Here is an 18,030-nt window from a genome sequence, read left to right as displayed (position 1 = left end):
GCATTCACTCCGCCGGGGCCGGCTCGGCGGCCGGTGTCGCGTCGGGTTTGCGGCGGCACGCCCAGAGCGCCTCGGCGGTGCCAAGGATTCCCTTGGGCAGGAAGAGCGTGACGACGACGAAGAGACCGCCCAGCGCGAAGAGCCAGTAAGGCGCCATGAAGCCCGAGGTGAACACCGTTTTGGCCCAGTTCACCACGCCCGCGCCGAGTGCTGCGCCGACCAGTGTGCCGCGCCCGCCGACCGCGACCCAGATCACGGTCTCGATCGAGTTGGCCGGGGCGAACTCGCTGGGGTTGATGATGCCGACCTGCGGCACGTAGAGCGCTCCCGCGACGCCGGCCATGCAGGCCGAGACGGTGAAGACGAAGAGCTTGAAGCGGTCGACCCGGTAACCGAGGAAGCGGGTACGTGACTCCGCATCGCGGATCGCGATGACGACCTTGCCGAGCTTCGAGACCACGATGCCCCGCGCGATGAGAAAGCCGGCGGCCAGCATCACGCAGGTCATCGAAAACAGAGCGGCGCGAGTCCCTTGCGCCTGGACGTTGAAACCGAGGAGATCCTTGAAGTCGGTCAGGCCGTTGTTGCCGCCAAAGCCCATGTCGTTGCGGAAGAAGGCGAGCAGCAGCGCATAGGTCAGCGCCTGGGTGATGATCGAGAGATAGACGCCGGTGACGCGCGAGCGGAAGGCGAACCAGCCGAAGACGAAGGCGAGCAGCCCGGGCACCAGCAGCACCATCAACATGGCGAAGGGAAAGGAGGAAAAGCCCCACCAGTACCAGGGCAGTTCCTGCCAGTTCAGGAAGACCATGAAGTCGGGCAGGATCGGGTTGCCGTAGACGCCGCGGGTGCCGATCTGGCGCATCAGATACATGCCCATGGCGTAGCCGCCGAGAGCGAAGAAGGCGCCGTGACCGAGGCTCAATATGCCGCAATAGCCCCAGACGAGATCGAGCGAGACCGCCAGCAGCGCGTAGCAGAGATACTTGCCCCAGAGCGACATGGTCGAGGTCGGGACATGGAAGGGCGAGCTTGCCGGCAGCAGCAGGTTCGCCAGCGGCACCAGCACCGCGAGGCCGATCAGGATGGCGAGGAAGACCCCGCCGCGCTTGTCCATGTTCTGGAGGAGGAAGCGGGTGATCATGCTTCCACCGCCCTGCCCTTGAGCGCGAACAGTCCGCGCGGTCGCTTCTGGATGAAGAGGATGATGCAGACCAGCAGCGCGATCTTGCCGAGCACGGCCCCGGCATAGGGTTCGAGCAACTTGTTGGCGACGCCGAGCGTCATGGCGCCGACCAGCGTGCCCCAGAGATTGCCGACGCCGCCGAAGACCACCACCATGAACGAGTCGATGATGTAGCTCTGGCCGAGATTCGGACTGACATTGTCGATCTGCGAGAGCGCAACACCCGCAAGCCCCGCGACGCCCGAGCCGAGCCCGAAGGTGAGCGCGTCGATGCGGCCGGTGCGGATGCCCATGGCCGAGGCCATGCGCCGGTTCTGGGTGACGGCGCGCATCTGCAGGCCCATCGGCGTCAGCTTGAGGATGGCGAGCAGCGCGGCGAAGACCAGCGCCGCGAAGACGATGATCCAGAGTCGGTTATAGGTGATTGCTAATCCACCGAGTTCGAATGCGCCCGACATGAAGGCGGGCGCGCCGACCTCGCGGTTGGTCGGGCCGAAGGCGGTGCGCACCGCCTGCTGCAGGATCAGGCTGATGCCCCAGGTCGCGAGTAGCGTCTCCAGCGGGCGGCCATAGAGGAAGCGGATGACGCCGCGCTCGATGGCGATGCCGACCGCACCGGCGACGATGAAGGCCGCCGGGAGCGCAATCGCCAGCGACCAGTCGAACAGCCAGGGCGCATTGGTGCGGATCAGCTCCTGCACCACGAAGGTCGTGTAGGCGCCGAGCATCACCATCTCGCCATGGGCCATGTTGATGACGCCCATCACGCCGAAGGTGATGGCGAGACCGATGGCGGCGAGCAGCAGCACCGAGCCGAGCGAAAGGCCGTACCAGAGGTTCTGGACGACGGCCCAGAGCTTCAGCCTGCCCTCTATGGCAGCGACCGCTCTGCTCTGCGCATCGCGGAGCGTCGGCGTGATCTCTCCGGAGAGGCTGCGCAGCGCCGCCAGCGCATCCTGATCGCCGCGCTCGCGCAGCACCTCGACGGCCGCGACCCGGTCGAGCGGCTGGGCATCGGGCTTGGCGATCAGGATCGCGGCCTGGGCCTGGCGCAAGGCGGCGAGCGCGCGCGGATCGGTCTCCTTGCCGATCGCGGCCTCGACGATCGGCAGCAGGCCAGCATCGCGCGACTTGAACACGGCCTCGGCCGCAGCGGCGCGCCTCGCCGGATCGGGATTGAGCAAGCCAAGACCGCCGAGCGCGGCCTGTACGGCGCGACGTACGGCGTTGTTCAGGCGGACGGGCTTCACACCGGCGGGAGCGGCGGCCAAAGCCTGCCCTGTACGGGCATCGACGAAGCCTCCGGCGGCCGTCTTCACCGCCACACCGCCCGGCCCCGCCTGCAAGCGTCCATCATTGAGAGCTTCGACGATCAGCGCCGCATTCGGATGGGCGGTCGAGACGAGGATTTCGATCGCGCGGGAGGTATCGGAATAGCTGTCGGCGGCGAGCCGCGTGAAGGCTTCGTCGGCGGTCTGCGCGAAGGATGCGACCGAGGCCGCGACCAGCGCGACGAGGATGACAAGAGCATGCTTCAGGCGGTGGAACAGGGACATCGGTTCGCTTTTCATCGTGAAGCACGGCGTGAGAAAAGGAAGCGTGGGGAACCCCTCTCCCGGATGGGAGAGGGGTAGGGGTGAGGGCCCGCCCGAAAACGCCGAGGCTCGCCTCTTGCCAAACCGCCGAAGCGGAAGTCGCTCGCCTTGTTCGGCACCGGCCTTCCCTCACCCCTGCCCCTCTCCCATCCGGGAGAGGGGTTCCCCGCGCCTTCTCGCTCTCGGTCGGCACACCCGGCATGGGCGGCGAATGAAGGGCGGCCGGGATTTTTCCCGTGCCGCCCTTCCCCCTCATGATCTCAGACGGCGCCGCACTTGCCGGTCTTAACGTTGAAGTTGCCGCACTTCTTCTCAACCCAGTCGCCGATCAGGTCCTTGGAGCCGTCGAGTTCCTTCGACCAGGCATCGCCGGGGACAAGGCCGCTGGTCTTCCAGACGACGTCGAACTGGCCGTCTTCCTTGATCTCGCCAATGAAGACCGGCTTGGTGATGTGGTGGTTCGGGAGCATCTTCGAGATGCCGCCGGTCAGGTTCGGCGCCTCGATGCCCGGCAGCGCGTCGATGACCTTGTCCGCGTCGGTGCTCTTCACCTTCTCGACCGCCTTCACCCACATGGCGAAGCCGACGACATGGGCTTCCATCGGGTCGTTGGTGACGCGCTTCGGGTTCTTGGTGAAGGCCTGCCACTGCTTGATGAAGGCCTCGTTCTCCGGCGTCTTGATCGACTGGAAGTAGTTCCAGGCGGCGAGATGGCCGACGAGCGGCTTCGTGTCGATGCCGGCAAGCTCCTCCTCGCCGACCGAGAACGCGACCACGGGAATGTCGGTCGCCTTGATGCCCTGGTTGCCCAGCTCCTTGTAGAACGGCACGTTCGCGTCGCCGTTGATGGTCGAGACCACGGCGGTCTTCTTGCCGGCCGAGCCGAACTTCTTGATGTCGGAGACGATGGTCTGCCAGTCGGAATGGCCGAAGGGCGTGTAGTTGATCAGGATGTCCTCGGGCTTCACGCCCTTGGACTTGAGATAGGCCTCGAGGATCTTGTTGGTCGTGCGCGGGTAGACGTAGTCGGTGCCGGCGAGCACCCAGCGCTCGACCTTCTCCTCCTTGGCGAGATAGTCGACGGCGGGGATCGCCTGCTGGTTCGGCGCGGCGCCGGTATAGAAGACGTTGCGCTCGCTCTCCTCGCCCTCGTACTGGACGGGGTAGAACAGGATGTTGTTGAGCTCCTTGAAGACCGGCAGCACCGATTTGCGCGACACGGAGGTCCAGCAGCCGAAAGTGGCCGCAACCTTGTCTTTGGTGATCAGTTCGCGTGCCTTCTCGGCGAAGAGCGGCCAGTTCGAGGCGGGATCGACGACGACGGCCTCGAGCTTCTTGCCGAGCAGGCCGCCCTTCTTGTTCTGCTCCTCGATGAGCATCAGCATGACGTCTTTCAGCGTCGTCTCGGAGATGGCCATCGTGCCCGAGAGCGAATGAAGGATGCCGACCTTGATGGTCTCCTGCTGCGCCGCCGCCGGCAGATGGGAGGATCCGAGGAAAGCGGCGCCGGCCAGAGCCGTGCCGAGGAATTCGCGACGATTGCTGTTCACGGACATCTCCGAAGGATGTTTGTTGGCGGCGCCCCTCGACGCCGGCAGGCCTCCCTGGCCCGGAAGCGACGTTCGCAAGGGCCGTGCCAAGGGCACGCAACGTCCGCCACCTGACGCAAATCTCTGCCGCGAGACGCGCCCTTGAGGAATTTCCTGCGATCATAAGCCAACGCCGCGCAATCATCGGGCTTCAGGCGGTAATTTTGGCTATTTCTTGGTCAAATCCCCTGCCGCATGTTTGTGCACCGCACCATATGCCCGCAATTTCATCGACGGACACGGGCTTTCCTTTGACGGGCACAGCTTTTTTTTTGGCATTTACGAGTCGCAGAGAATCGCCTTAGCCTCGTCTTCGTCGGTAACAACTGAAAGGAGGTGATCCAGTGTCTCATTGTCATCAACCGCTGGTGCAGGGCGGCTGGAGCTGGACCTCTTCTTGCTGGGGTACTTGTTCCGCGTGAGTTTTCGCACCTTTGATCCGGCTCGCTGGATCGCGGTTCGACAATGGAAGGGCTGTCCGAAAGGACGGCCCTTCTTCTTTTGATCTCGCGAATGCTGGCGCGAGCCCAAAAGGCGTGGCAGACAGGCGGGGTGACCTCCTTTCCCAGCCTTTACCCGTCGAGTACCAGCATTGTCCGTTCCTGAACCGAGCCGCGTGGCAATCCTCGACTTCATCGAGGAGGAGCGCGCCGCCGGCCGCGAGGTCGGCCGCCGCGAGATCGCCAAGGCCTTCGGGCTGGACCAGGGCGGCAAGATCTGGCTGAAGCGGCTGCTGAAGGAACTTGCCGAGGAAGGCGAGATCGGCGGCGACGGCAAGGATCGCCCGGTGCATCCGCGCGGCGCGCTGCCTCCCGTGCTGCTGTCCGAGATCAAGCGCCGCGACCGCGAGGGCGACCTCGTCGCCCAGCCTCTCGAATGGGACGAGGCGGAAAGCGGTGCACCCCCGCACATCCTGGTCGAGCGCGTCCGCGACGGACGACGGAAACCGAACGCAGCGGCCCCGGCACCCGGCGTCGGCGATCAGGTCATCCTGAAGCTGACCCGGCTGAGGGGCGTCGAGGGCTTCGCCTATTCCGGCCGCGTGCTCAAGATCATGGGCAAGGCCAGGGCCGCCGTGCTCGGCATCTTCCGGGCCCTGCCCGACGGGTCGGGCCGGCTGGTGCCGATCGACAAGAAGGCGCAGGGGCGCGAGGCGATCATCCCCAAGGGCCGCACCGGCGAGGCCGAGGATGGCGACCTCGTCTCGGTTTCGCTGCGCCGCGAGAGCCGCTTCGGCCCGCCAGAGGCGCATGTGCGCGAACGGCTGGGGTCGATCAAGTCCGAACGCGCCGTCAGCCTGATCGCGATCCACGCCCACGGCATCCCGCATGAATTCCCGCCGGCAGCCCTTCAGGAAGCGGCGGACGCACCGACCGCGACGCTGAAGGGGCGCGAGGACTGGCGCGAGCTGCCGCTCGTCACCATCGACCCGGCGGACGCCAAGGACCATGACGACGCGGTCCATGCGGCGCCCGATGAGGATCCGTCCAATCCAGGCGGCTTCGTCGTCACCGTCGCCATCGCCGATGTCGCGGCCTATGTCCGGCCGGGCTCGGCGCTCGATCGCGAGGCGCTGCAGCGCGGCAATTCGGTTTATTTCCCCGATCGCGTCGTGCCGATGCTGCCGGAACGGATCTCGAACGACCTGTGTTCTCTTCGCGAGAATGAAGACCGCCCGGCTATGGCGGTGCGGCTCGTACTCAAATCCGACGGATCGAAGAAGAGCCACTCCTTCCATCGCGTGCTGATGCGCTCGGCCGCCAAGCTCTCCTACCAGCAGGCGCAGGCCGCCATCGACGGCAAGCCGGACGGGAAGACCGGACCGATCCGCGAGAGCGTGCTGATGCCGCTCTGGGCGGCCTATGGCGTGGCGGCCCGCGCCCGCGACCAGCGCCAGCCGCTCGATCTCGACCTGCCCGAGCGCAAGTTGATCCTGAAGCCCGACGGCGCGGTCGAGCGCGTGATCGTGCCGGAGCGATTGGCGGCGCATCGGCTGATCGAGGAGTTCATGATCCTCGCCAATGTCGCGGCGGCCGAGACGCTGGAGAAGGCCGGGAGCCTGCTGGTCTATCGCTGCCATGACGAGCCTTCGCTCGAGAAGATGCGCGCGCTCGGCGAGGTCCTGGCCTCGATCGGCATCAAGCTGCCGAAGGACGGGGCGCTCAGGCCCGTGCTGTTCAACCGCATCCTGGCGATGATCAAGGGTTCGGAGAACGAGACGCTGATCAACGAGGTGGTACTGCGCACGCAGGCGCAGGCCGAATATGTGGCCGAGAATTACGGGCACTTCGGGCTCAATCTGCACCGCTATGCGCATTTCACCTCGCCGATCCGCCGCTATGCCGATCTGATCGTCCACCGCGCGCTCGTCACCGCGCTCAAGCTCGGCGATGATGGCCTGCCGAAGAACACGACGCTCGCCGAACTGCGCGAGGTGGCGACCCGCATCTCCGCCGCCGAGCGCCGCGCCATGGCGGCGGAGCGCGAGACCACCGACAGGCTGATCGCGCACTTCCTCGCCGATCAAATCGGCGCGAGCTTCGACGGACGCGTCGGCGGGGTGAACCGCGCCGGGCTTTTCGTGAAGCTCAACGACACCGGCGCCGACGGTTTCATCCCCGCCTCCACGCTCGGTGGCGACTATTACCGCTATGACGAGGCTGCCCATGCCCTGATCGGCGAGCGCACCGGCGAAAGCTGGCGCCTCGGCGATAAGGTGCACGTCAAGCTGGTCGAGGCCGCCCCCGTCGCAGGTGCGCTGCGCTTCGAGTTGCTCTCTGCCGGCAGAACTGTGGCGACTGGCCGCGCTGGCAAGCGCCGCGGCGGCGCGCCATATGGGGAAAGCCGGCCGGCGACCTTTGGCAAAAGGGCCAAGCCGGGCCGGGCCAAGCCCGGCAAGAGGCGGTGATGAGCGTCCAGATCCACAGCGCGGAAACGCATGTCGAGGCGCGCGACTGGCGCGAAGCCGTGGCGCGCGGGCTGAAAGGCCGCTGCCCGCATTGCGGGCAGGGCCGGCTGTTCCGCGCCTTCCTGAAGCCGGTCGATGCCTGCGAAGCCTGCGGCGAGGAGTTGCATCATCAGCGCGCCGACGACCTGCCGCCCTATATCGTCATCACCATCGTCGGCCATATCGTGGTCGGCGGCATCCTGCTCGCTGAGAAGTACGGCGACTGGCCGATGTGGTGGCACATGGCGCTCTGGCCGGCGTTGACGCTGATCCTGTCCATCGCCCTGATGCAGCCCGTGAAGGGCGGCGTCGTCGGCCTGCAATGGGCCGTGCGCATGCACGGCTTCGGCGGCGAGCCCGACCGGCCCGAACGCCAGCCCCTGCCCTCACCTGGACCGCGCGCATGACCGATCATACCGTCACCCTGACCCAGGCCGAGCGGGTCCGCACCACGGTCAACCTGCGTCCGAAGGACGCCGCCACCATGCTGATCCTCGACAGGAGCGGCGCGCGCCCGAAGGTTCTGATGGGCAAGCGCCATCCGGGCCACAAGTTCATGCCGGGCAAATACGTCTTCCCCGGCGGGCGGATCGACGAGGGCGATCGACGCATGGTCGCCACCGGGGCAGTGCCGCAGATCTGCGAAGACCGTCTCGGCAAGCGCTGCCTGCGCCCCAGCGCCGGCAAGGCGCGCGCGCTGGCGCTCGCCGCGATCCGGGAGACCTTCGAGGAGACCGGGCTGCTCTTCGGCTCCGACGAATTCGGCACGCCCGAGAACCCGCCGGCCGGCAGCTGGAGCGACTTCGCGGCCCAGGGCATCTTTCCCGATCTCTCTGCCGTCACCTTCGTCGCCCGCGCGATCACGCCGCCGCGCCGGCCGAAGCGCTTCGACACGCGCTTCTTCACGATCGATGCCTCCGCCGTCGCCAAGAAGATCGACGGCGTGATCGGACCCGATTCGGAACTCGTCGATCTCGTCTGGGTCGACTTCGACGAGGCCAAGGCGCTCGACCTGCCGACGATCACCACGGTCATCCTGCAGGAGGTCGAATCGCGCATAGCCGGCGGCTTCGCGCCCTATCTGCCGGTGCCATTCTATTGGGAGAAGCGTGGCAGCTTTGTCCGTGAGGAACTCTGAAAGCCCCGGTTTTCCGCCCCGGGCGCCGGCTGCGTCATCAGATCGTCTTTCTTTCTTGACTTCGCCGGCCCTTTGCGGCATCTCCCACGCCGACGGTTTGCCGGGTTCGCCCGGCCATTTTCTTTTCCGAGGGCCCTGCGGCCCGCATGGTTCGAGGATAGACCCATGGCCAAGGCCGTGACGATCAAGATCAAGCTGCTTTCGACCGCAGACACCGGTTTCTTCTACGTGACGAAGAAGAACTCGCGCACGATGACTGAGAAGATGTCGAAGAAGAAGTACGACCCGGTCGCGCGCAAGCACGTCGAGTTCAAGGAGACCAAGATCAAGTAAGGCACAGCCTTACCGATCCGGTCGACAAAGAACCGCCCTTTCGGGCGGTTTTTTGTTGCCTGCACGTCAGGCTGCATTTCTGTCGGCTGAGCGGCTCAGCTATCATCCCGCCGGCTCGGCCGGAGAAGCCCCGCGGGTCACATTTCAAGCGGAAGATGCGTGAGATCGGCGATCAGCCACGACAACAAGCCCGTGCCGATCATCAGCACGGCCACCAACACGGCCTGGACCATAACGCTACACCGCCCCCGTTTCCCGCGCGGCAATAGCTAGAGTTTTAACGATTTGTAAATGAATTTATTCGGCAGAATCACGCTCATGAAGGCTGCATGACGCCAGTGGAGGCAGCCCGACATGGATGAACTCTCTGAAGCCGGGCTGGATCTCGAGCTCCGCGAATTCGGCAAGCGATTGGATTCGCTACTGATCTCCCGCGGATGGAATCCCCGAGCACAGCGGAGCCCGCGTTCGAGCTTCGAGTTTTCGGCGAAGCGGTATTCGCCGGACACGGTCCACATCGTCCTGGATGCAGTCATGCCGGAAGCCGCAGCCAAGGAAATCATGGCCCTCGCTCTCCGGCACGGCCTGGCCGAACCGACCAAGCAAGACGCGCCGCCCGAGCCCCGCTGAACGAAGCGGCTCGCCGTGCAACCGCTCTGCGCGCACCTCAGTGCGTTCAGTCGCGCTCACCCCGCTTCGCAGCGGGGTCATTGACTCTTCCAGGAAAGCCCCCACCTGTTGCGCTTTGCGCCGTCGCCCGGATGTCGAGCCGGGATAGCAGAATAGCGAGGCCCGAACGGCATGGTGCGACAGTTGCTGAAGCTGCTGGTAGAGATTGATTCCTCGCGCTTCCTGACCACACGCATCGGCGCCGCGATCGGCGTGCTGGCTTTGCTCGCGGCCTTCGGCGCTGCAGGGTACTGGTTGCCGGCGGCGATCTCGGGCTATCTCTACCGCTGAAGCGGCAGCTCCAGAAACAAGGTGGCCGGCCGGCGGCGGTTCTGAGGAGGCCAGAATTCCGTCACCGACCGGCCGAGCCCTTCGGTTACCCAGGAGATGCGGCGGACCTGAGCTCCCGAGGGGCGTTCCGGAGCGGTCACCGGGACCGCTGCGTTGCAACGACCCTTACAATGCAACGTATCCGAATCAATCAAATCCAACCGATTCCCCTGCGTTCATCGATCGTTAACCCTACCGGCTAATCTTAAATTTCCGCGCGACGCAGCTGACTCTACGGCAATTCCAGAAACAACTTCAGATCGTTGCCGATTGTTGTTCACGCACCGCCTTAGCATTTTGCCGGAAGTGCCCTCATGTCGCAGATCACCGCCGTGGAGGGCAGCCAGACAAGGCCCGCCAGGCGAGCCCCCACGCCCATCGATCTGGCTTGAGCGAAGCTTGGTCGCCTACGCCGCGCTTGCCGCGACGACGCGGTTGCGGCCGCCAGCCTTGGCCCGATAGAGGGCGTCATCGGCGCGCTTCATGATATCGGCCGAGGAGGCGTCCCCGGCTCGGCGGTTCGCGACGCCCACCGAAACCGTGACCCTGATATCGTGCGTATCGCTCTGGATCGCGAAGGGCTCGCTTTCGACCCGCTCGCGAATGCGTTCCGCGACCTGGCAGGCGGCATCGCGCCCTGTATCGGGCAGGACGACGACAACCTCTTCGCCGCCCATCCGAGCAACGAGATCGATACCGCGGGTGCAGGCGCGGACGCGGTTGGCGAACTCGCGCAGCACCTCGTCGCCGGCGTCATGCCCCCAGCTGTCGTTGACAGCCTTGAAGTGATCGACATCGAGCAGAAGGATCGAGAGCGAGCGGGCACGCAGCGCCGACTCGTCGAACATCATGGCGAGCCGGCTGGTCATGAAGCGACGATTGTGCAGCCCCGTGAGCTGATCCATCACGGCCATCTCCATCGAGGACTGCACACTGTCGCGCAGCCGCTCGGTGAAGCGCTTCCGGCGCACCTGGGTACGAACCCGGGCGAGCAATTCGTTGCGGTCGATCGGGCGGAGCAGGAAGTCATGCGCGCCGATATCGAGACCGCGCAGGATGCGGGCGCGATCCTCGGCCTCCCCCATCAACAGCACGGAGATGTTGCGCGTGCGCTCCAGCGAGCGAAGCTGGCTGCACAGGCGCAAGCCGTCCTGGTCCTGCAGGTCGAGGCTGATGATGACGCTGTCGAAGCCGCCCTCGGCAGCCCGCTGCGCAGCCTGCTGGGCATCTTTCTCGACCTCGACGGCATGGAAGGCCGAGAGCGCGCTCTGAAGCCGCTCGACCACGCTGAGCCGGTCCTCGACCAGCAGGATGCGGCCATTGAGCCCGGTTTCGGCGGCGGCGGCGGCCAGCGGATCGGCCATGCCAAGCCGGACCGAAGCGACGGCACGGCCGCGCAGCTCGTCAGTCATCTCCTTCAGCCGCGCCAGGCTCCGCACCCGGGCGAAGAGCGCGGCATCGTCGAGCGGCTTGGTCAGGAAGTCGTCGGCGCCGGCATCGAGCCCCTGCAGGCGGTCTCGCGGCTGATCCAGCGCGGTGACCATGACGATCGGAATATGCGCGGTCGCCGGCGTGCCCTTCAGATAGCGGCAGACCTCGAAACCGTTCATGCCGGGCATCATAACGTCGAGCAGGACGATGTCTGCCTCGCCGCGCTCACAGATCGCAATCGCGTCCGCGCCGTTCAACGCCGTCACCACGCCGAAGTACTCTGCCGAGAGCTTGGCCTCGAGCAGCTTCACATTGGCGACGATGTCATCGACGACGAGGACGCGGGCAGTCATGGAACGCTCTTGCGCGGCTCAGGCAGCGCCGGCATAGGCGCGGACGGTCTCCAGGAACTTTGCAACCGAAATGGGCTTGGAGAGATAGGCCTCGCAGCCGCCCTCCCGAATCCGCTCCTCGTCGCCCTTCATGGCAAAGGCCGTGACGGCCACCACGGGGATCGACTTGAGGTCGTCGTCCTCCTTGATCCATTTGGTGACTTCGAGCCCGGAAACCTCCGGAAGCTGGATATCCATCAGGATCAGCGCCGGATGGTGCGTCCGCGCCAGCTCGATGGCTTCGATGCCATCCGACGTCTTCAAGGTCGCATAGCCATGCGCCTCGAGAAGATCGTTGAAGAGCTTCATGTTGAGTTCGTTGTCTTCGACGATCAGAACCGTCTTCATCAGGCCGCCCTTCATTTGCGCCAGGGATGTCCGCCGCCAGGCAGCGGTCTTCCCAAAATGGCGGCGTCGTTCGATGATTGCTATCACGCGAGCAGTTGACGAAACGCAAACCGGATACGCGACTCCCAGGCCATGGCACCACGACTGACCACCGAGGACGCAGAGACACTGGCGCTACGCGCCCTCGGCTTCCTGGCCGCCGAACCGGAACGGATCGAGCCGTTCCTGAGCGCGACCGGCCTCAATCCGGCCAATCTGCGCTCCGCCGCGAGCGAACCCAGCTTCCTCGCAGCCGTGCTCGACCATATCGCAGGAAGCGATTCTCTCCTGCTCGAATTTGCCGAAAATTTAAGGCTGAATCCGGAAATCATCGGCGAGGCGCGCCGCCTGATGGCCGGGCCGGAGCCGGACGACTTCTCTTGACCGCGAATCCCCTTTCGCTGCGCAGCCTGTGCCGCGACTGCCTGGCGGATCACGAGGCGGCAGGGCCGCTCCGGCGCTGCCCGGCCTGCGGCTCGCCGCGCCTGATCCGCCACGCCGAGCGCGACACGCTCAGCCTCGCCCATATCGACTGCGACGCCTTCTACGCGACGATCGAGAAGCGTGACGATCCGAGCCTGCAGGACAAGCCGGTGATCGTCGGTGGCGGCAAACGCGGCGTGGTCTCGACCTGCTGCTACATCGCCCGCACCTTTGGGGTGCGCTCGGCGATGCCGATGTTCAAGGCGCTGAAGGCCTGTCCCGAGGCGGTGGTGGTCAAGCCGAACATGGCGAAATACGTCACCGTCGGCCGCGAGGTCCGGCAGATGATGCGCGAGTTGACACCGCTGGTCGAACCGCTCTCGATCGACGAGGCCTTCCTCGACCTCGGCGGCACAGAGCGTCTCCACCACGCCAGCCCGGCCGCGACTCTGGCGCGCTTCGCCAAACGCATCGAGGCAGAACTCGGCATCACCATCTCGGTCGGCCTGTCCTATGCAAAGTTCCTGGCCAAGGTCGCGTCCGACCTCGACAAGCCACGGGGCTTCTCGATCATCGGCCGAGGCGACGCGGTCCCATTTCTGGCCGACAAGCCGGTCAGCCTGATCCCCGGCATGGGGCCGGCGAGCGTGGCGAAGCTGGCGGAAGGCGGGTTCAAGTTGATCGGAGACCTCCGCGAGGCGCCGGTCGAAAAGCTCTTCCGCATCGCCGGCAAGGACGGCCCGCGGCTCAAGAACCTCGCCAACGGCATCGATCCGCGCGAGGTCACGCTCGAGCGCGAGACCAAGAGCGTCTCGAGCGAAACCACGCTCGACGTCGATCTCTCCGCCTTCGACGAGCTGGAGCCGATCCTGTGGCGGCTCTGCGAGAAGACGTCGAAGCGACTGAAGGCGCAGGAACTCGCCGGCCGGACCATCACGCTGAAGCTGAAGACCGCCGACTTCCACAGCATCACCCGCGCCACGCGGCTGCCAGAGCCGACACAGCTCGCCGCCCGGCTCTTTGCCGCCGGGCGCGACCTGCTGAAGCGCGAATGCAACGGCCCGCGCTACCGGCTGATCGGCATCGGCACCAGCGATTTCAGTCCGCCTGCGGAGGCGGACCATGGTGACCTCGCCGATACCGCGACGCCGCGCCTCAAGGCGATGGAAGGCGCGCTCGACAAGCTGCGCGCCCGCTTCGGCGACGAGGCGATCGGCAAGGGGCTGAGCCTCAGGCTGCCGGAGCGCCGATCGTCCAATCTGGCTATTTCACGCAAGCTTCCTGAGGAAGAAGATCCAGACGCGTGAGCGTGCCGCGTAGTGCGAAGCTGCCATAGTCGAGCTTGATCGCGCCGGTGACGCCGTTTTCGTAGAGCTCGAACGATATCGAATAGGACGGCGTCGATTCACCCGAGTCGACCTTGAAATAGGAGATCGTCACTGGCCAACGCGCCATCTTCTCGAATTCAGGACGCTGCAGCGGCTTTTCGGAAGGCTCGCTCTCGATGCGCTTCCCGATGACCGAGAGCGTGTCGTAGACCTCCTTGCCCGAATTGGCGCCGTCATAAAGCCGCACGTTGAGGGTGTGCTTGCCAGTGCGCGCGGCCTGGATGACAGCCTTCATCTGGGCATTCGGGAACAGCGCATCGGCGCCGTCGCGATGGATTTCGGCCTTGGGCTGGCGCAGCTTCACCTCATAGCCGCCGCTGTTCTTCTCGGCAGTGCCGTCGACGGTTTCTGGTGTGGCGCCGCCCGAGGAGCTTTCGGTCTTGAAGCGATAGCTTGCGCCGTCGCCTGCCTCGAAGCTGGTCGTGCGCGCATCGATGACGCGCGGCCCCGCTTCAGTGCCGAGCTGCGTCACCTGCCGGAACGACAGGGCGTAGCCCTCACAGGCGTCGCCGGTGAACTCGAAGGCGATGCGGCCCTTGGCCGTCTCGATGTTGCCGGATGGCTTGGCGTTGTCGAGGACGAGGTCGTAGACCGCGCGATGCGGCGCGAGCACCACCCGGTCCGGCGCGGGTTGCGCCGCATTTGCCTGCGCCCAGGCCGGCCCGCCGGCCAGCATCAGGGCTGCGATACCGACCTGTCTCGCATGGGCCGCGAGCCTCAAACCTGTGTCGTTCATGCGCCGCTTTCCGTTCGATCCTCGATGGAAATCTAGGTGCATTGCGGCAATGGCGCAAACATGGCGATGAGCCCGCTTCCTGACGCCGCATCACCCCTGCTGGCGTCGCATGCCGCAATGCTTGCGGGCCGTCCGGGCTTCGGCCATGAAAGACCAGTCTTGAAAGACCCTGCCTCGCTCGCGGAGCCATGCCCATGAACGTCGTCGAAACGCGCCTCGCCGAACTCGGAATCACCCTGCCGAGCCCGGCCGCTCCCGTCGCCAACTACGTCCCCTATGTCATCACCGGCAACCTGCTGATCATCTCGGGGCAGATCTGCTTCGGCCTCGACGGCAAGCTTTCCGACAAGCACAAGGGCAAGCTCGGTGCTGAAATCTTCAACGAGGCCGGCCTCGAAGCGGCGCGGCTCTGCGCGATCAACGTTCTGGCCCAGGCCAAGGCGGCGCTCGATGGCGATCTCGGCCGGATCGTGCGCTGCGTGCGTCTCGGCGGCTTCATCAATGCCGCCCCGCATTTCGCGGCCCTGCCGGCGATTATGAACGGCGCCTCCGATCTCATGGTCGAAGTGCTCGGCGACAACGGCCGCCATGCCCGCTCGACCGTGGGCGTCGCCGAATTGCCGGCCGATGCCGCCGTCGAGGTCGAGGCGATGTTCGAGATTCTCTGATGGCACAGGCTTCCAACAATGCCGGCCGGCCCGACCTGGGCTGGCTGGTCGCGCGGCCGATCGCGCATCGCGGCCTGCATGATCTCGCTGCTGGCGTCATAGAGAACAGCTCCTCGGCGGCGCAGGCTGCGATCGCCGGCGGCTTCGGCATCGAGTGCGACGTCCAGCTCACCGCCGATGGCGAGGCGGTCGTGTTCCACGATTTCGTGCTCGACCGGCTGACGGGTGAGAGCGGTGCCGTCGTCGAACGCAAGGCCGAGGCGCTCTCCGCCATCATGCTCAAGGGCAGCGGCGACCGCATCCCGACCTTGTCGGCCTTCCTCGACCTGATCGGCGGGCGGGTGCCTGTTGTCATCGAGATCAAGAGCCGCTTCGACGGCGATCTGGCGCTGACGCGCCGGACGGTCGAGGTCGTCGCCGGCTACCGGGATCATCCGATCGTGATCAAGTCCTTCGATCCCGCGATCGTGACCGCTCTGCGCGAGATTGCGCCGGAGATTCCGCGCGGCATCGTGGCGATGAACGCCTATGATTACGGGGACTACGACAAGCTCTCCGCGGAACGGAAACATGCGCTGGCGAATCTGCTGCATTTCACCGAGAGCCGGCCACACTTCCTGTCCTGGAAGGTCACAGACCTCGAAAGCGCCGCGCCCTATCTCTGCCGCAACGTGCTCGGGCTGCCGCTGATGAGCTGGACCGTACGCACGCCGGAGGAACGGCAGCGGGCGGCGAGGTTCGCCGACCAGATGGTCTTCGAGGGCTTTCGTCCTTGAGCAAACGCGAGAGCGACGATCTGATCGTTCGCGTCGCGACCTCGCTCAAGGCCGTAGCTGCAGGCGCATGGAACGCCTGCGCCAACCCTCTCGCCTTGCAGGACGCCGTCTCGGCGCCCTGCCCCGCCGATGCGGATGGTGGCATCGACCGGGACAACCCCTTCGTCAGCCATGAATTCCTGACCGCGCTGGAGGAAAGCGGCTGCACCGGTGGCCGCAGCGGCTGGTCGCCAGCCTATCTCCTTGTGGAGGATAGCGCGGGCGAACTGCTCGCCGCCGCGCCCAGCTTCCTCAAGAGCCACAGCCAGGGCGAATACGTCTTCGACCATGGCTGGGCCGATGCCTATGAACGCGCCGGCGGGCGCTACTATCCCAAGCTCCAGGTCGCGGCGCCCTTCACCCCGGCGACGGGCCCGCGCCTGCTGGTTGCCGACGGGCCGCGCGCTGCCGAGGCCCGCGCAGCCTTGATCGCCGGGCTGGAGGCGCTGCGGGGGCAGACGCAGGCCTCCTCGGTGCATGTCACCTTCGCGCAGGAACCGGATGTCGCCGCGCTGAAGCAGGCCGGATATCTCGAGCGCAACGATCTGCAGTTCCATTGGCATAACGAAAGCTTCGGGAGCTATGACGACTTCCTGGCCACACTGGCCTCGCGCAAGCGCAAGGCGCTGAAGCGCGAACGGCGCGAGGCGCTCTCGGCCGGCATCACCATCGAGGCGCTGTCGGGCCGCGATCTGACCGAAGCGGTCTGGGACGATTTCTTCGCCTTCTACGAGGATACCGGCTCGCGCAAATGGGGCCGGCCCTATCTCAACCGCGCATTCTTCTCGCGCGTCGGCGCGGCGATGGGCGAGCGCATCGTGCTGATGATGGCGAAACGCGCCGGCCGCTACATCGCGGGGGCCATCAACTTCCGCGGCGCCAACACGCTCTACGGCCGCAACTGGGGCTGCATCGAGGACCATCCCTTCCTGCATTTCGAGGTCTGCTATCATCAGGCCATCGATTATGCGATCGCGCATGGGCTTGCCCGCGTCGAGGCCGGAGCGCAGGGCGAGCACAAGCTGGCGCGGGGCTATCGGCCCGTCATCACCCACTCCCTGCACCATATCGCCGATCCCGGGCTGCGCCGGCCGGTCGCCGCCTATCTGACGCAGGAGCGCGAGCAGATCGCCGCCGCACAGGCCGCGCTCGCGGCCGAAACTCCGTTTCGCAAGACGGGAGTGCTCGATGAATGACGCGGTGACGTTCGCAGCGGCGGTAGATCAGTCGATGTTCTGCCGAGATGCCGAACTCGGCTATCGGCGCAGCCTGACCGATTTCTCCGCTCCGCTGCTGCTCGATGATAGCTACAGGCTGGCGCATCTGCCGCTGGTGGCACCGGAGCATCCGCGCGTGATCGCCCGGCGCGAAGGCAAGTTTTACGAGATGGGCCGGCATCCGCGGGTATTCTCGCTGGTGTTGCCGGTTCATGATGCCGCCCTGCAGACATCGGCCGCCTTTCGCGCCTTGGAAGAAGAGCTCAGGACCGCGCCCTTCGCCGACAAGATCGCCTGGGAGATCCTGCCGAAGCGGCGCGACAAGCTGCACGCCACGGTGTGCGGCTCGCTCGGGATCGAGGAACCGCCAGCGATCGCGCAGGCCACGCGCGACGCGCTCGCCCAGATCGAGCCCTTCGCCGTCGAGTTGCGCGGATTGTTCTCCGGCAACGTCAACCGCGGCCGGCTCTATCTGGCCGTCTATCCCGAGAAGCGCGATGGCGCGAATATGCTGCAGGCGGTGCAGGGTGCCTTTGGGCGCCCTCCCGGCGATCTCTGGCTCGTTGGCCTCTACAACCTCCGGGATGATCTCGATGCCGCCGAAACGGCAGCGCTGGCTGATATCGTCGCGCGCTGGTGGGACCAGCCGCTCTTGCGTTTGGACGTGACGGCGCTGCAGGTGATGAGCGCTGGCGACGACCTCGTTTTCGACGGTGCCGTCGAGGAGACATTGTCGCTGGGCGCCTGACGCGGGCGAGACCCGCCTCCCCGGCCTTGACGCCCTTG

The 18,030-nt window shown here is 65.8% G+C and carries 18 protein-coding genes; 12 read left to right on the top strand and 6 right to left on the bottom strand.

All coding sequences use genetic code 11. From position 1 onward, the window contains the following. Positions 1–4: 4 nt before the first annotated feature. From urtC to urtA, 3 genes are all read right to left on the bottom strand, one after another. Positions 5–1,117 carry an urea ABC transporter permease subunit UrtC gene (gene urtC, locus AC1DNE_RS27460; RefSeq protein ID WP_476767349.1) on the bottom strand — a complete coding sequence of 371 codons (1,113 nt, stop codon included), beginning with the start codon at positions 1,115–1,117 and terminating at the stop codon, positions 5–7. 23 nt (positions 1,118–1,140) lie between these two features. After that, positions 1,141–2,742 (bottom strand): urea ABC transporter permease subunit UrtB, encoded by a 1,602-nt coding sequence (gene urtB / locus AC1DNE_RS27455; RefSeq protein ID WP_441470362.1) that lies wholly within the window; start codon positions 2,740–2,742, stop codon positions 1,141–1,143. 299 nt (positions 2,743–3,041) lie between these two features. Further along, positions 3,042–4,337: an urea ABC transporter substrate-binding protein gene (gene urtA / locus AC1DNE_RS27450; RefSeq protein WP_441470363.1), complete on the bottom strand. Its 1,296-nt coding sequence runs from the start codon at positions 4,335–4,337 to the stop codon at positions 3,042–3,044. A gap of 625 nt (positions 4,338–4,962) precedes the next feature. On the opposite strand from urtA, the gene rnr reads away from it, so the two are divergent. The 6 genes from rnr to AC1DNE_RS27420 all read left to right on the top strand — a co-directional run bounded on the left by rnr (position 4,963) and on the right by AC1DNE_RS27420 (position 9,748). Beyond that, positions 4,963–7,278: a ribonuclease R gene (rnr, locus tag AC1DNE_RS27445; protein ID WP_476841290.1), complete on the top strand. Its 2,316-nt coding sequence runs from the start codon at positions 4,963–4,965 to the stop codon at positions 7,276–7,278. Next, positions 7,278–7,724: a DUF983 domain-containing protein gene (locus AC1DNE_RS27440; RefSeq protein WP_476767231.1), complete on the top strand. Its 447-nt coding sequence runs from the start codon at positions 7,278–7,280 to the stop codon at positions 7,722–7,724. Before rnr ends, AC1DNE_RS27440 begins: the two co-directional genes overlap by 1 nt. Further along, the gene (locus AC1DNE_RS27435; protein ID WP_441470366.1) at positions 7,721–8,455 is read left to right on the top strand and encodes an NUDIX hydrolase; all 735 of its coding nucleotides are present in this window, start codon (positions 7,721–7,723) and stop codon (positions 8,453–8,455) included. The genes AC1DNE_RS27440 and AC1DNE_RS27435 overlap by 4 nt, the downstream gene beginning before the upstream one ends. Positions 8,456–8,620: 165 nt before the next feature. Then, positions 8,621–8,788: a 50S ribosomal protein L33 gene (rpmG, locus tag AC1DNE_RS27430; protein WP_038367996.1), complete on the top strand. Its 168-nt coding sequence runs from the start codon at positions 8,621–8,623 to the stop codon at positions 8,786–8,788. 354 nt (positions 8,789–9,142) lie between these two features. Continuing rightward, on the top strand, positions 9,143–9,418 hold the full coding sequence (locus AC1DNE_RS27425; protein WP_476767230.1) for a hypothetical protein: 276 nt from the start codon (positions 9,143–9,145) through the stop codon (positions 9,416–9,418). Between the two features lie 171 nt (positions 9,419–9,589). Beyond that, positions 9,590–9,748 carry a hypothetical protein gene (locus tag AC1DNE_RS27420; RefSeq protein ID WP_441470368.1) on the top strand — a complete coding sequence of 53 codons (159 nt, stop codon included), beginning with the start codon at positions 9,590–9,592 and terminating at the stop codon, positions 9,746–9,748. A gap of 446 nt (positions 9,749–10,194) precedes the next feature. Here the strand turns inward: AC1DNE_RS27420 and AC1DNE_RS27415 are convergent, their stop codons facing one another. Both AC1DNE_RS27415 and AC1DNE_RS27410 read right to left on the bottom strand, forming a co-directional pair. Continuing rightward, positions 10,195–11,571: a PleD family two-component system response regulator gene (locus tag AC1DNE_RS27415; protein ID WP_476767229.1), complete on the bottom strand. Its 1,377-nt coding sequence runs from the start codon at positions 11,569–11,571 to the stop codon at positions 10,195–10,197. A gap of 18 nt (positions 11,572–11,589) precedes the next feature. Then, on the bottom strand, positions 11,590–11,961 hold the full coding sequence (locus AC1DNE_RS27410; RefSeq protein ID WP_441470415.1) for a response regulator: 372 nt from the start codon (positions 11,959–11,961) through the stop codon (positions 11,590–11,592). 129 nt (positions 11,962–12,090) lie between these two features. On the opposite strand from AC1DNE_RS27410, the gene AC1DNE_RS27405 reads away from it, so the two are divergent. Next, entirely contained in the window at positions 12,091–12,381 is a 291-nt protein-coding gene (locus tag AC1DNE_RS27405; protein ID WP_476767228.1) for a DUF3572 domain-containing protein, read from the top strand. Continuing rightward, positions 12,378–13,727, top strand: a complete 1,350-nt coding sequence (locus AC1DNE_RS27400; protein WP_476767227.1) for a DNA polymerase IV — start codon at positions 12,378–12,380, stop codon at positions 13,725–13,727. The genes AC1DNE_RS27405 and AC1DNE_RS27400 overlap by 4 nt, the downstream gene beginning before the upstream one ends. On the opposite strand, the gene AC1DNE_RS27395 is transcribed toward AC1DNE_RS27400, so the two are convergent. Further along, positions 13,684–14,544, bottom strand: a complete 861-nt coding sequence (locus tag AC1DNE_RS27395; RefSeq protein WP_476767226.1) for a cell envelope integrity EipB family protein — start codon at positions 14,542–14,544, stop codon at positions 13,684–13,686. The genes AC1DNE_RS27400 and AC1DNE_RS27395 overlap by 44 nt on opposite strands. A gap of 194 nt (positions 14,545–14,738) precedes the next feature. Between AC1DNE_RS27395 and AC1DNE_RS27390 the strand changes: the two genes are divergently transcribed. From AC1DNE_RS27390 to AC1DNE_RS27375, 4 genes are read left to right on the top strand one after another with little or no spacing between them, the layout of a single operon-like run. Then, positions 14,739–15,212 carry a RidA family protein gene (locus AC1DNE_RS27390; protein ID WP_441470373.1) on the top strand — a complete coding sequence of 158 codons (474 nt, stop codon included), beginning with the start codon at positions 14,739–14,741 and terminating at the stop codon, positions 15,210–15,212. Then, on the top strand, positions 15,212–15,988 hold the full coding sequence (locus tag AC1DNE_RS27385; protein WP_476767225.1) for a glycerophosphodiester phosphodiesterase family protein: 777 nt from the start codon (positions 15,212–15,214) through the stop codon (positions 15,986–15,988). The genes AC1DNE_RS27390 and AC1DNE_RS27385 overlap by 1 nt, the downstream gene beginning before the upstream one ends. After that, complete coding sequence (locus AC1DNE_RS27380; RefSeq protein ID WP_476767224.1) at positions 15,985–17,223, top strand: GNAT family N-acetyltransferase; 1,239 nt, start codon at positions 15,985–15,987, stop codon at positions 17,221–17,223. Before AC1DNE_RS27385 ends, AC1DNE_RS27380 begins: the two co-directional genes overlap by 4 nt. Continuing rightward, positions 17,216–17,992 carry a 2'-5' RNA ligase family protein gene (locus AC1DNE_RS27375; protein ID WP_441470376.1) on the top strand — a complete coding sequence of 259 codons (777 nt, stop codon included), beginning with the start codon at positions 17,216–17,218 and terminating at the stop codon, positions 17,990–17,992. The genes AC1DNE_RS27380 and AC1DNE_RS27375 overlap by 8 nt, the downstream gene beginning before the upstream one ends. Positions 17,993–18,030: the final 38 nt, after the last annotated feature.

The organism is Allobosea sp. 05L423, from assembly GCF_056397745.1.
Note: the sequence above shows the minus strand (reverse complement) of the source record. Positions and strands in the feature narration are given on the sequence as shown.

What these genes read in the sequence shown, in the direction of transcription:
- urtC (WP_476767349.1), bottom strand. Translation starts at nt 1,117, where the DNA reads ATGGACAAGCGCGGCGGGGTCTTCCTCGCCATCCTGATCGGCCTCGCG.
- urtB (WP_441470362.1), bottom strand. Translation starts at nt 2,742, where the DNA reads ATGTCCCTGTTCCACCGCCTGAAGCATGCTCTTGTCATCCTCGTCGCG.
- urtA (WP_441470363.1), bottom strand. Translation starts at nt 4,337, where the DNA reads ATGTCCGTGAACAGCAATCGTCGCGAATTCCTCGGCACGGCTCTGGCC.
- AC1DNE_RS27440 (WP_476767231.1), top strand. Translation starts at nt 7,278, where the DNA reads ATGAGCGTCCAGATCCACAGCGCGGAAACGCATGTCGAGGCGCGCGAC.
- AC1DNE_RS27435 (WP_441470366.1), top strand. Translation starts at nt 7,721, where the DNA reads ATGACCGATCATACCGTCACCCTGACCCAGGCCGAGCGGGTCCGCACC.
- rpmG (WP_038367996.1), top strand. Translation starts at nt 8,621, where the DNA reads ATGGCCAAGGCCGTGACGATCAAGATCAAGCTGCTTTCGACCGCAGAC.
- AC1DNE_RS27425 (WP_476767230.1), top strand. Translation starts at nt 9,143, where the DNA reads ATGGATGAACTCTCTGAAGCCGGGCTGGATCTCGAGCTCCGCGAATTC.
- AC1DNE_RS27420 (WP_441470368.1), top strand. Translation starts at nt 9,590, where the DNA reads ATGGTGCGACAGTTGCTGAAGCTGCTGGTAGAGATTGATTCCTCGCGC.
- AC1DNE_RS27415 (WP_476767229.1), bottom strand. Translation starts at nt 11,571, where the DNA reads ATGACTGCCCGCGTCCTCGTCGTCGATGACATCGTCGCCAATGTGAAG.
- AC1DNE_RS27405 (WP_476767228.1), top strand. Translation starts at nt 12,091, where the DNA reads ATGGCACCACGACTGACCACCGAGGACGCAGAGACACTGGCGCTACGC.
- AC1DNE_RS27395 (WP_476767226.1), bottom strand. Translation starts at nt 14,544, where the DNA reads ATGAACGACACAGGTTTGAGGCTCGCGGCCCATGCGAGACAGGTCGGT.
- AC1DNE_RS27390 (WP_441470373.1), top strand. Translation starts at nt 14,739, where the DNA reads ATGAACGTCGTCGAAACGCGCCTCGCCGAACTCGGAATCACCCTGCCG.
- AC1DNE_RS27385 (WP_476767225.1), top strand. Translation starts at nt 15,212, where the DNA reads ATGGCACAGGCTTCCAACAATGCCGGCCGGCCCGACCTGGGCTGGCTG.
- AC1DNE_RS27375 (WP_441470376.1), top strand. Translation starts at nt 17,216, where the DNA reads ATGAATGACGCGGTGACGTTCGCAGCGGCGGTAGATCAGTCGATGTTC.